The sequence below is a fragment of the Photobacterium sp. GB-1 genome (assembly GCF_003026165.1).
Classification (GTDB): domain Bacteria; phylum Pseudomonadota; class Gammaproteobacteria; order Enterobacterales; family Vibrionaceae; genus Photobacterium.
In genome coordinates this window covers 126,896-139,530 of sequence record NZ_PYOB01000001.1, presented here as the reverse complement: position 1 = coordinate 139,530, position 12,635 = coordinate 126,896, and the positions used below count along the sequence as shown (strand labels likewise).

The window sequence follows — 12,635 nt, the reverse complement described above, 5'->3', positions numbered from 1 at the left end:
TAAAAGAAAAAGAGATAATATTTATTATCTCTTTTTTGTGAACTCGAAAATCAATCTAGTATTGGCGTTATGCTATTTCATGTTGTGGTTCTTTAATAAGAATGGCTTTACCTGACTCTAATGCAAGTAATAGCTCTACCATTTCAGCACCATAACGATAGCCGCAAAGATTTTGATTGCTATTAAGTACACGGTGACAAGGGATAATGATAGGAATAGGATTTACATTCTTTGCCATGCCTATAGCTTGGCTTGCAGCTGAATTGCCAATATCAAGCGCGATTTGTTCGTAACTGGATGTTTCACCGAAGGGAATATCAGCAATAGCATGCCATATTTGCTGTTGAAACATCGTTCCTTGAGGAGCGAGAGGGAAGGTAAAGCGTTTACGTGAGCCTAAGAGATATTCTTTTAGTTGCCTAATGAAGGGTCTCATAAAAGAGGGGTTATGCTGCCATGACTCATCAGGGTAATAGCCAGGACTATTGACAGTTAACCTTCTTAAGCCTTGATGGTCGGCTAGCAACATAATGCTGCCTAGTTCAGTTTCTATACAATCGTAATACATCCATAACTCACTAAATGCGTTAGTAATTAATAACATTGCTAAGCTAAGATTAACAGATAACAGTTTGATAACATATAACAATATGTTTATTAGTTATGCTAATCTTACGACAATGCTCAGCACCTCTTATTAACATCCTTGTGTCGAGGTAATAGTTTGTTCCATTCAATTATAAACCGTTCATCCACAATTGCGCTTGATGATATAAAAATTAGGCTTATTTCTAGTCAGGATGTGGCAAAGATAACAACGTATTATCAAAAAAATCGTGATTTTCTCAAAGCCTGGGAGCCGATGCGTAATGAATTGTTTTATTCAGAGCTGGGTTGGCAAAAAAGAGTCGAACAAATAGCTACCTTACATCGTCATGAAATGGCATTTTATTTTGTGATTGAAGACCGAAGTACTGACGATATTATTGGCGTGATTAACTACAGTAATTTAGTGAAATTTCCTTTTCATGCGTGTCATGTTGGCTACTCCCTTGATCAAGACTACCAAGGGCGAGCTATTATGCGTCGGGCATTAAAAGAGACGGTGAACTGGATGTTCGAAGTAAAAGGTTTTCATCGCATTATGGCCGCCTACATGCCACATAACAAAAGAAGTGCCAGCGTACTACACTCCGTCGGTTTCGAAAAAGAAGGGCTAGCAAAAGCGTACTTATTAATTGATGGAAAGTGGCAAGATCATGTTCTAACTTCATTGATTAATCAGCAGTGGACTGCGCCAGTTACGTGGTCAGCGCCTTAAAAATAAGTAATAAAAAAGGCAACGCGAACGTTGCCTTTTAGTGCGTTTTTGTACGAGATAAATAGATTACTCGACAGTTAGAATACGCATATTGTTAGTTGAACCAATGGTATCCATCACATCACCTTGAGTGATGATCACAAGATCGCCCACTTTAACAAATCCAGCATCACGAAGTACATCTAACGCATGTTTTGCCGCTTCTAAACCAGCATCGCTATCACGATTGAAAAATACAGGTGTTACGCCACGGTATAATGAAGCTTGGTTTAAGGTATTTTCGTTACGAGATAGTGCGAAAATGGGTAAACCGGAGGTAATGCGCGACATCATCAACGGTGTACGACCCGATTCAGTCATTGCAACCATCGCTTTTACGCCTTCCATGTGGTTTGCAGCATACATGGTTGACATTGCAATCGTTTCTTCAGGCGATGAGAAGAATCGATCTAAACGGTGGTTAGACACGTTAATACTTGGCTCTTTTTCTGCGCCTAAACAAACACTTGCCATTGCTTTTACAGTTTCTTCAGGAAATTGTCCCGCAGCCGTTTCCGCGGAAAGCATGACGGCATCGGTACCATCAAGTACAGCGTTAGCAACATCCATAACTTCTGCACGTGTTGGCATTGGGCTAGTGATCATGGATTCCATCATTTGTGTTGCTGTAATCACCGTACGGTTTAAGCTACGAGCACGGCGAATCAGTTTCTTTTGCACACCAACAAGTTCAGGATCGCCGATTTCAACACCAAGATCACCACGAGCAACCATAACAACGTCAGATGCAAGGATGATATCGTCCATTGCTTCGGTTGTTGCTACCGCTTCAGCACGTTCAACTTTAGCGACTAATTTTGCATTTAGGCCTGCTTCAGTGGCTAATCGGCGCGCATATTTCATGTCCTCGCCATTACGTGGGAATGATACGGCAAGATAATCAACGCCCATTGCCGCAGCTGTTAAAATGTCGGCTTTATCTTTATCTGTTAGGGCTTCTGCTGAAAGGCCGCCGCCTTTTTTGTTAATGCCTTTGTTATTTGATAATGGGCCGGCGACTGTCACTTCAGTGTGTACTTTATTACCTTCAACAGCTGTTACTTTTAATTGTACACGGCCATCATCTAATAGCAGGATATCACCTGTTGTAACATCTTTAGGTAATTCTTTGTAGTCGAGACCTACAGCAAACTGATCGCCTTCGCCTTTAGGTAGATCACTATCAAGGGTAAATTTATCACCAATAGCAAGCTGGATTTTATCTTCTTTAAACGTAGATACGCGAATTTTAGGGCCTTGTAAATCACCTAGAATTGCTACGTTTTTACCAAGCTTAGCTGCAATTTCACGTACTTGCTTAGTGCGTTGGATATGATCTTCTGGGCTGCCGTGAGAGAAATTCATACGTACAACATTGGCACCTGCCGCGATGATTTTTTCAAGGTTATTATCACGATCAGTTGCAGGACCTAAAGTGGTTACAATTTTTGTACGTCTTAGGCGTTCAGTCATGTGAAACTCCAATTTATAGAAACGAGCTTTATTGAGCACTTGGTTTGAGAGTGATGATTACCAAGTCGGCAATAAAACATGAGATAGTTTTGATACCATATCTCGCAGATTTTGCTTAATGATGTATATCAAAAGACAATGAACTGTCACTTTTGTTATTCATTTTTGTTGTAACAAAAAATATGTAATGAAAACGTTGCGAATAAAAAAGCGAAGCTAAGGCTTCGCTTTTAAAGTGTTACAGCGTTGAACTGTCTTTAGAAAAGCGGGAGTCTTTCAGCGATTCTTTTACGCGCTTTAAGTTATCTCTAAACCCTGCACCACGACGAAGAGTAAACCCTGTTGCTAACACATCAATAACGGTCATTTGTACAACACGGCTCGCCATTGGCATGTAAATATCAGTGTCTTCTGGTACGTCTAGGCAAATAGATAAGGAGCATTCACGTTCTAACGGTGAATCTTTTGCCGTAATACCAATAACCGTTGCTCCATTAGCACGCGCCATTTGTGCAATTTCAACCAAACTTTTAGTGCGACCTGTGTGAGATATAACCACGACGACATCGCCATCAGAGCAGTTAATCACGCTCATGCGTTGCATCACAATATCATCAAAACAGACAATAGGAATGTTGAAACGGAAAAACTTATTTTGCGCATCGTGAGCGACGGATGCAGAAGCGCCTAAACCAAAGAAAGAGATTTTTTTTGCTTGTGTTAACAGATCGACAGCGCGGTTAATCTGCATCGTATCGAGACTATTTTTTGCGACATCTAAACACGCCATTGTTGATTCGAAAATTTTAGCGGTATAGGCATCTGGCCCATCCGTTTCTTCAACATTACGATTTACATAAGGCGTACCATTCGCAAGGCTTTGTGCTAAATGTAATTTAAAGTCAGGGAATCCTTTAGTATCTAAGCGACGGCAAAAGCGGTTAACGGTCGGTTCACTAACATCCGCCATTTTGGCAAGTGTTGCGATACTTGAGTGGATAGCTGTTTGTGGGGAGGCAATAATAACTTCGGCGACTTTACGCTCTGATTTACTGAAGTGTTCTAAGTTATTTTGTATTTTTTCTATGGTGTTCATAGCTAATAATGCACTTCGTTATTGAATTTCATTTGTAGCAAACTTGTCATCAAGATGCTTGTTTAATGAAACTATACTACTTAATTTTGACTATCTCCTAGCTAATCAGCGCTTTTTTAAGGCTAATTTTATTAGTTTTTGACAGGGATCGACTTTTGGCTTTCAGTTTTGAAACTCTATTCGATGAATAATTACAAAAAAAGAGCGGATACAGAAACTTTGTGTGTATTCCTTTCATATTTAAGGCGTTATTTTACAAAGTGAAAAATTATACTGATGTAATTTGTTATCATTTTTAATTAGAAACTTAAAGCTTCAAGCCATTGGTGTTATTTTTCTTATATGGATTTGATGTAATTTGAGGCTGAAAAATGAATATTGCTATATGCGGTTGTGGTTGGCTTGGTTTGCCCTTAGCAAAGGCATTATATAAAAAAGGCCATAACGTTTACGGTACAAAAAGAAATGAGAGAGAGGCGAATGCTTTAAGTGCATATGGCATACATGGGGTGCCAATGCAGTTACCATTAACAGAAGATGTTCAAGTATCATCTTTAGCAACGATGTTAGCAAGTGATGTGATGGTGATTAATATTGCTGCCGGTCGCAATAGTATTGATAAAGAGCAGCATTATCAGAATGTGTTATCCCTTTCTAACGCGGCTTATCAATCAGGATGTCAGCGCATTATATTTATTAGTACAACGTCAGTTTATGATGGACGTAAAGGCCGTGTGGCTGAAGACGATGATGTGATGCCATTAACTGATTCTGCTTTGACACATGTGAAGATTGAAAATAGTTTGCGTACTCAATGGGGTGATCAATTAACGATAGTGCGGTTATCGGGGCTGATTGGTGAAGACCGTCATCCTGTCAAATTTTTAGCGGGTAGAAACGCTTTAAAAGGAGGCAGTAATCCCGTTAATCTTATTCACCTAGAAGACTGTGTTGCAGCGATAGTAAGGTTGGTTGGTATCAAAGATAGTATGCCTGTCTTACATTTAGCGTCTGATTTTCACCCTACACGTAGTAAGTATTATACTCAGATGGCGAAGCAATTATCATTGCCACTGCCGGAGTTTTTACCTGATGATGAAAGTAGTACTGCAAAAGTGATTGATGCTGCGAAGACATTAACGAATCTAGGTTATGTTCTTAAACATAGAGATTTGATGCTGTCTAAATAGATAAAAAAAACGCTGAACAACAGTTCAGCGTAAAAATATGCAATTAAAGGATAATTGCAGTGGCAATAAGGAGTATTGGAAGAAGTTCGACGGCCAGTTAAACAATTCTCACCAATATTATGGATTCTATATATTCAGACTTTGAATTTTAGGTTTGGTTCAAAACTTTTAAAAAAAAATAGTTTTCAGGCAAAAAAACACACAACAATACCGTTTTGAGTACTTAAGTCATCTGAATAGATAAAAAAAATCCCATTAAAAATGTTTTAATGGGATAAAAAGTTCCGTAAATTTTACAAAAAGTTCAGCAGTAGTGGACATCTAACATAAATAAAAAACTTTAAAATACTGATTCAAAACCAAAGGCATAGTAGGTTTTATTATGAATCATACTAGTAAGACTAACGAAATTAAGGTTAGTTCAATAAAAGTGAAAAAAAAGTCATCTTTTTTTATGGTGGCCGTCAAAGACCTTTTTTACAAAAAAAAGCCCACAAAAATAGTGGGCAAACTAAAAATTACAATTAGGAGTTAAAGCAGTAGTGGCATTTACAATGATAAAAATTGTTGAAACATGTTTGTTTTGCGAAATCTTTATCAATCTGAATACATTATTTAAGACTCAGGATTTTAAAAAAGGTTCCTAAGTTTTCGAATATTTTTAGTATTAAAATATCGAGATTACTTAATGTATTGATTTTTAAATAATATCCACACGGCTTTGTTCTGTTTAGGCCGTCACTTTTGTGTTTAGCATTTCATTGTCTTCTTTTTTGACAGATGCCACAGCTTTGACTGCTGGATTCTTTGTTAGCAGCGAAAACACAAATGCAATTCCCATGATAATTGCCGAGTAGAAATAAGCGAGGTTGTAATTACCTGTGGTATCAACAGCAACTGCGGCGATAACGGGGCCAATGAAACCACTGACACCCCATGCTGTGTATACGACACCATAGTTTGTACCGTAGTTTTTCAAACCATAGAAACCTGCTGTTAGTGATGGAAATACTGCCGGTAAGGTTCCATAACACAAGCCCGCTGTTGCCATACCGATGATAAGACTAATATGGCTTGTGTAATGAGGGAACAACATCATATTGGCAATAGATAACATAAATGATAACGATAATGTTTTAAGACCACCAATTTTGTCGCATAGCACGCCAGCAAGCACACGGCCTGATGTATTAAATAAAGCTAGAATAACAACAAGGTGAGCGGCATCCGTCATACCTGCTTGTGCTGAAGCGATAGAGGTAATATTACCAATGATCATTAAACCTGTTGATGATGCACAAAGGTACATAACCCAAATACTATAAAACTGCGTCGTTTTGAGCATAGCAGTCCAACACATTTCTTTTTGTGGCACCGCTACTTTCTTATCCGTCTGTTTAGATGAAGCGATAGGTACGTAATGAGAAGGTGGATTGGTAATGGTAAATGCTAATGGTGTTGCAATACATAAAAGAGCAATACCTAAAATAATAAAACTATAGCTAATACCGTAACTTCCAATTAATGATGTAATTAATGGAGCAAGATAAACACCAGCAAGGCCAAAGCCCGCAGCGATAAGGCCATTTACAAGCCCGCGTTTTGAAGGATGGAACCATTTCATTGCTGCAGGGCTTAAACAAGCATAACCAAAACCAATACCGCCACCGGCAAGCATACCAAAGGTAAAAATAAGTTGAGTAGGGTTTGTGATGTAACCGGATGCAATTAAACCTAAACCAGAACAAATTGTGCCTGCGATTAATACACGCTTAGGACCAAATTTATCTTGTAAAATACCCGCTAAAAGAAGAGTTATAGAGAAAGTAATAATAGCGACAGTATAAGGAAGAGATGCTTCTGAGTTTGTCCATCCTAAATCAACAACTAGCGCTTTTTTAAATACACTCCAAGTAAATAGAATACCAATACATAAATTAATACAAAAACCAGCAATAAGAATTTGCTTTGCTCTATCAAACATGAATTTCTCTCAAATGATATTTATATGGTGAAAAACCAAATAAATAGATCGTAGTAATATATATCTTTATTAAATATTACCCGTTAATACTGTATGGGAATTCTAGCGATAAAAATAATGATGGCAAGTTAAAATGTAACTAAATATTAAATCTATTAGAGTGTTGATTTAAAACGGTTTTTTTTGATTCATTTTCGGAGAAATAAAAGCGAGTAAACCTTTATTTGTATTATGTATTACAAATTGGGTATTGGTTTATTTTAATCGTTAAACAAAATCTATAATTATTCTTAATTATAATTAACAAAACTAAAAATAAAGATAATTAGATATCCTGTTATGTTTTAATTTAATTGATTAATTATTTTTAGTGATAGTTATTTATATAAGTAGCTAAAGTAATTGTTATTATTATTGTATCGTGGAGTTGTATGTAAAAGTGAGTCGTTTCGTCGCTTTTATAAATGATATGTGTCTAGATATTAATAGGTGAGTTTAAAAAATAAGAGGGCAACTTAGCAAAAGTCAGCAAGGAAATAAAACCTACTCCAATAACAGGAGTAGGCTATGAAGGAAAATCTTCAACAAAAAAGTAGTGGCATGTAGTCAGACTCAATCGATGTGTTTAAGTTCCGCGAATATATGCTTTTTTCGATTCTATTTTATTAATTATTAACCTTGGTTATGGTGGTTTGTTTTAACTTGTTGATATTTAATGTCTAATTTTTACTTTATCTGTCTTTAAGAGCTATTGAAATTTCACCTCTCAAAATGAGATAGCAAACTTGTTAAAAGTGTTAACGAGTTGTAGTATTTAAACATGTGTTTAATACGGGTGAATGAAAATGGCTGGAAAAGGTGAAACTAAAAGTCGCATTCTAGATGCCGCTGAGCTGTTATTTGCCGAGCATGGTTTTAACGAAACGTCGCTGCGGACCATAACAAGTAAAGCTGGAGTCAATCTTGCTTCTGTTAATTACCATTATGGTGATAAGAAAACATTGGTACGTGCAGTACTCAGCCGTTACCTTGATATTTTTATGCCAGCGTTGCAAAGTGAATTAGAAAGACTCTTAACCCGTGATGATTTTACGATGGAAGATGTCTTTCACTGTACTAAGTCACCGTTAGTTAGCCTTAATGATTGTCGAACTAATGGTGCGACGGTTTTTATGTCATTACTAGGGCGAGGTTATACTGACGTACAGGGACATTTACGGTGGTTTATTGTTACCCGTTACGACAAAGTCCTCTCTCTTTTTGTCACTGCCGTATGCCGTGCTAATCCGTCCTTAGATCCAGAAACTCTTTTCTGGCGCTTACATTTCACATTAGGTGCATCAGTATTCACGATGGCATCAAGCGCTGCTTTATGTGAAATAGCAGAAAACGATTTTTCGAATCATGTGAAAACTGAAGATTTAATTGATCGTCTTGTTCCTTATCTCGCAGCAGGGGTTGGGGCGCCAATAGAAACGAATATTTCTCTGGTTAAGCAAGTCTAAAACTAAATAACGAATGTATACCTACGTAGTCATTATAAAAATAATCGAAGCAAAAGGATCTGAACTATGAGCACTTTATCTGTAATGCGAAAACGATATCTCAGCGATCCCGCCTTTAAGGTGTTTAAAAAAGTGTTGCCACCGTTATCTGAAACAGAACGCGAGGCAATGGAAGCGGGAAGTGTATGGTGGGACGGTGAGTTATTTAGTGGGCAACCTAATTGGAATACCTTATTAACCTACCCTAAGCCAAAACTTACTGATGAAGAGCAAGTGTTTATCGACACTAAGCTAGAAACCTTATTGGCCATGATAAACGATTATCAGATTGTTCAAGAAGATAAAGATTTATCGCCAGAGGTGTGGCAGTACTTACGTGATGAAAAGTTTTTCTCGTTAATTATTGGTAAAGAATACGGCGGCCTTAATTTTTCAGCGCATGCGAATTCAACCATAGTTGCCAAAATTGCAACTCGGAGTTTGAGTGCTGCGGTATGCGTCATGGTTCCTAATTCCCTAGGGCCGGGTGAATTATTGACTCATTACGGAACAGAAGAGCAGAAGAATTATTGGTTACCCCGTTTAGCTAACGGGAAAGATATTCCATGTTTTGCATTAACAGGGCCAGAAGCTGGCTCAGATGCCGGTAGTATTCCTGATGAAGGTATTGTTTGTTATGGCGAGCATGAAGGTGAACAAGTATTAGGTTTACGCCTAACATGGAACAAGCGTTATATTACCTTGGCACCCGTTGCAACAGTATTAGGTCTGGCTTTCAAAATGAAAGATCCTGATGGTCTGCTTGGTGATAAAAAAGAATTAGGGATCACCTGTGCATTAATTCCCGCCGATCATCCTGGTGTTGAAATTGGTGAACGCCATGACCCATTAAATATGGCTTTTATGAATGGACCTACACGTGGTAATGATGTGTTCATTCCAATGGATTGGCTAATAGGTGGTCAAGAATATGCAGGAAAAGGTTGGCGCATGCTGGTGGAGTGTTTATCAGCAGGTCGTGGTATTTCCCTTCCAGCATTAGGGGCTGCCTTTGGCCATTTAACATCGAAAACGACAGGCGCATATTCCGTTGTTCGTAAGCAATTTGGTACTTCAATTGGTAATTTTGAAGGTGTTGCACAAGCTTTAGGTCGAATTGGTGGTTATACCTATATGCTAGAAGCGGCTCGTACCTTAACCACGACGTCATTAGATATGGGGCAAACCCCTGGGATAGTTACAGCGATTGCCAAATACCATATGACTGAAATGGGCCGAACGATCCTCAATGATTCAATGGATGTGCATGCTGGTCGTGCTATTCAGCTTGGTCCAATGAACTATTTAGGCCATCACTACTTTGGTATGCCAGTTGCAATCACAGTTGAAGGCGCGAATATTCTAACTCGAAACCTAATGATTTTTGGTCAAGGTGCAACACGTTGTCACCCTTATGTACTGAGTGAAATGGAAGCCGCTGCCAATCCAGATGAACAGCAAGGTGAAAAAGACTTCGATAAGTTGCTATCAAAACATATAGGCTTTGCTATTGGTAATGTCAGCAAATCATTACTGAATGCATTTTCTGGATCTCGTTTTAATCGAGTACCAGTGAGTGGTGAAACTGCACCTTATTATCGTCAGTTAGCAAGAATGTCTAAGGCATTGGCAGTGAGTGCGGATTTTGCGATGTTAAGCCTTGGTGGTGAGTTAAAACGTCGTGAATTAGTCTCGGCACGTTTAGGCGATGTTTTAAGTCATCTTTATTTAGCGTCGGCAGTATTAAAACGCTATGAAGACGAAGGACGTCAACAGCAAGATTTATCAATGGTGAAATATGGTGTAGAACATTGTTTACATCAGTGTGGTATTGCTTTCAATGATGTGTTTAATAACTTCCCTCGTAAAGGAGTTGGACGTCTATTACGTACCATTAATTTTCCGTTAGGCATTCATTACCATGCACCATCAGATGTGATCGCTATCGATATTGCAGAAGCATTAATGACTCCTGGTGTACATCGTGAGCGATTAACACACCTTTGCTATGTTGGTAATAAAGAGGATGATCCTGTTGCGATTATGGAACGTGCTTTTTTAGCTATGCACGAGATCAAACCTTTAGAGCGTAAACTGATGAAAGCAACACGTAGAGGTGAGATCCCGCGCAAAGCTTCATTAACAAATAAATTACAAGTTGCATTAGATGTGGGAATAATCACAGAAGCAGAGAAGAAAAAAATAGAAAATGCTGAACAGCTAAGACAAAAAGCGGTTCAAGTTGATCATTTTTGTGCAGACCATTTTAAAAAAGCTCGCATACTACCAGGAAAAGCAGCTTAGGTAGCTTAGTTAGTGATATATAAACCTGGAATCTCCCATGTGCCACGCTTAGCGTGGCACTTTTTTTGACCAGAAATATCTGTAACACCTCCAACCACTACGGTTTTTATCATTTTCTGTCATAAATTTAATGCGATTTTGACGCTAACCTTTTATCCTATCAACAACTATGTAAGGGAAGTTGAAGATGATCATCAAACCTAAAACTCGTGGATTTATTTGTACAACAACGCATCCAGTGGGTTGTGAAGAGAACGTAAAAGAGCAAATTGCTTATACAAAAGCACAAGGTCCCATTGCGAACGCACCTAAGCGTGTGCTAGTCGTTGGTTCATCAAGTGGTTATGGCCTATCGTCTCGTATTGCTGCGGCATTCGGTGGTGGTGCTGCAACTATTGGTGTGTTCTTTGAAAAACCAGGTACAGAGAAAAAACCAGGTACTGCAGGTTGGTATAACTCAGCAGCATTTGACAAGTTTGCGAAAGAAGAAGGTCTTTATTCAAAAAGCTTGAATGGTGATGCTTTCTCTAACGAAGCAAAACAAAAAACCATTGATTTGATCAAAGAAGATCTTGGTCAGGTTGATATGGTGATTTACTCACTTGCATCACCTGTACGTAAATTACCTGAAACAGGTGAAGTTATTCGCTCATGCTTAAAACCAATGGGTGAGACGTACACAGCAACAGCAGTAGATACCAATAAAGATGTATTAATCGAAGCAAGTATTGAGCCAGCTACAGAGCAAGAAGTTGCAGATACTGTAACGGTAATGGGCGGCCAAGATTGGGAACTTTGGATTGATGCTCTATCTGATGCAGGTGTTTTAGCCGATGGTTGTAAGACGGTTGCTTATAGCTACATTGGTACTGAAATTACTTGGCCAATCTATTGGCACGGTGCGCTAGGTCAAGCGAAGATGGATCTTGATCGTGCAGCAAAAGAGCTAAACGAGAAGCTAGCGAAAACTGGCGGTTCTGCAAATGTTGCTGTGCTTAAGAGTGTGGTCACGCAAGCTAGCGCAGCAATTCCTGTTATGCCACTTTATATTGCGATGGTATTTAAGAAGATGCGTGAAGAAGGTGTACACGAAGGTTGTATGCAGCAGATTTTACGTATGTTCAATCAACGCTTATTTAAAGCAGATGGCATGGCACCTGAAGTTGATGGCGAAAACCGTCTACGTCTAGATGATTGGGAACTTCGCGAAGATATCCAGAAACATTGTCGTGATTTATGGCCAAACGTAACCAATGAAAACTTATTTGATGTCGCTGACTATCAGCAATATAAAGATGAGTTTTTAAAGCTATTTGGTTTTGGTATTGACACTGTTGATTATGATGCAGATGTGAATCCGGTTGTTGAATTTGATGTGAAAGACATCTAATTCACAACAAAATAAAAAAACCGCCGAAAGGCGGTTTTTTTATTATATTGTTTTGATTCATCAAGTTAGTCTATTTGTTATTTTTTTTGTTTATGCATCCAACCACATTGGTTGCAGAGATAAATTCTTCTAATGTAAAACTTATGCCATAGTTTTCGCTTTATTCTTCCCACATCAAAACTAGCACATTTTTCGCACTGCATTTATTAACTCTCCTAGCTATTAATAAATTACTAGTGATAGTTTTAAATATTATAAAATTAATGTCTATCAATGACTGTCAAATTTTTGGCG

At 38.3% G+C, this 12,635-nt stretch carries 9 protein-coding genes; 5 read left to right on the top strand and 4 right to left on the bottom strand.

Annotated elements, in window-relative coordinates:
- Positions 1-67: 67 nt before the first annotated feature.
- Positions 68-649 carry a methylated-DNA--[protein]-cysteine S-methyltransferase gene (locus C9J45_RS00590; protein ID WP_181316921.1) on the bottom strand — a complete coding sequence of 194 codons (582 nt, stop codon included), beginning with the start codon at positions 647-649 and terminating at the stop codon, positions 68-70.
- A gap of 75 nt (positions 650-724) precedes the next feature.
- On the opposite strand from C9J45_RS00590, the gene rimJ reads away from it, so the two are divergent.
- Positions 725-1,321 (top strand): ribosomal protein S5-alanine N-acetyltransferase, encoded by a 597-nt coding sequence (gene rimJ / locus C9J45_RS00585; protein WP_107205716.1) that lies wholly within the window; start codon positions 725-727, stop codon positions 1,319-1,321.
- A 66-nt stretch (positions 1,322-1,387) separates the two neighbouring features.
- Here rimJ and pyk read toward each other — a convergent pair whose 3' ends face one another.
- Positions 1,388-2,833, bottom strand: coding sequence for a pyruvate kinase (gene pyk / locus C9J45_RS00580; RefSeq protein ID WP_107205717.1), 1,446 nt, complete (start codon positions 2,831-2,833; stop codon positions 1,388-1,390).
- 238 nt (positions 2,834-3,071) lie between these two features.
- On the bottom strand, positions 3,072-3,929 hold the full coding sequence (locus C9J45_RS00575; protein ID WP_005367039.1) for a MurR/RpiR family transcriptional regulator: 858 nt from the start codon (positions 3,927-3,929) through the stop codon (positions 3,072-3,074).
- Between the two features lie 371 nt (positions 3,930-4,300).
- Here C9J45_RS00575 and C9J45_RS00570 point away from each other — a divergent pair, with 371 nt between their 5' ends.
- Complete coding sequence (locus C9J45_RS00570; protein WP_107205718.1) at positions 4,301-5,119, top strand: sugar nucleotide-binding protein; 819 nt, start codon at positions 4,301-4,303, stop codon at positions 5,117-5,119.
- Between the two features lie 730 nt (positions 5,120-5,849).
- Here C9J45_RS00570 and C9J45_RS00565 read toward each other — a convergent pair.
- Positions 5,850-7,103, bottom strand: a complete 1,254-nt coding sequence (locus tag C9J45_RS00565) for an OFA family MFS transporter (RefSeq protein WP_107292021.1) — start codon at positions 7,101-7,103, stop codon at positions 5,850-5,852.
- 845 nt (positions 7,104-7,948) lie between these two features.
- On the opposite strand from C9J45_RS00565, the gene C9J45_RS00560 reads away from it, so the two are divergent.
- From C9J45_RS00560 to fabV, 3 genes are all read left to right on the top strand, one after another.
- Entirely contained in the window at positions 7,949-8,608 is a 660-nt protein-coding gene (locus C9J45_RS00560) for a TetR/AcrR family transcriptional regulator (RefSeq protein WP_107205928.1), read from the top strand.
- Positions 8,609-8,674: 66 nt separating this feature from the next.
- Positions 8,675-10,951 (top strand): acyl-CoA dehydrogenase, encoded by a 2,277-nt coding sequence (locus C9J45_RS00555; RefSeq protein ID WP_107245458.1) that lies wholly within the window; start codon positions 8,675-8,677, stop codon positions 10,949-10,951.
- A gap of 187 nt (positions 10,952-11,138) precedes the next feature.
- The gene (gene fabV, locus C9J45_RS00550) at positions 11,139-12,341 is read left to right on the top strand and encodes an enoyl-ACP reductase FabV (protein ID WP_107205721.1); all 1,203 of its coding nucleotides are present in this window, start codon (positions 11,139-11,141) and stop codon (positions 12,339-12,341) included.
- Positions 12,342-12,635: the final 294 nt, after the last annotated feature.

Bases quoted from the DNA above. Each gene is read 5' to 3' on its own strand.
- C9J45_RS00555 (WP_107245458.1), top strand. From the start codon at position 8,675: ATGAGCACTTTATCTGTAATGCGAAAACGATATCTCAGCGATCCCGCC.
- C9J45_RS00575 (WP_005367039.1), bottom strand. From the start codon at position 3,929: ATGAACACCATAGAAAAAATACAAAATAACTTAGAACACTTCAGTAAA.
- C9J45_RS00560 (WP_107205928.1), top strand. From the start codon at position 7,949: ATGGCTGGAAAAGGTGAAACTAAAAGTCGCATTCTAGATGCCGCTGAG.
- C9J45_RS00570 (WP_107205718.1), top strand. From the start codon at position 4,301: ATGAATATTGCTATATGCGGTTGTGGTTGGCTTGGTTTGCCCTTAGCA.
- fabV (WP_107205721.1), top strand. From the start codon at position 11,139: ATGATCATCAAACCTAAAACTCGTGGATTTATTTGTACAACAACGCAT.
- pyk (WP_107205717.1), bottom strand. From the start codon at position 2,833: ATGACTGAACGCCTAAGACGTACAAAAATTGTAACCACTTTAGGTCCT.
- C9J45_RS00565 (WP_107292021.1), bottom strand. From the start codon at position 7,103: ATGTTTGATAGAGCAAAGCAAATTCTTATTGCTGGTTTTTGTATTAAT.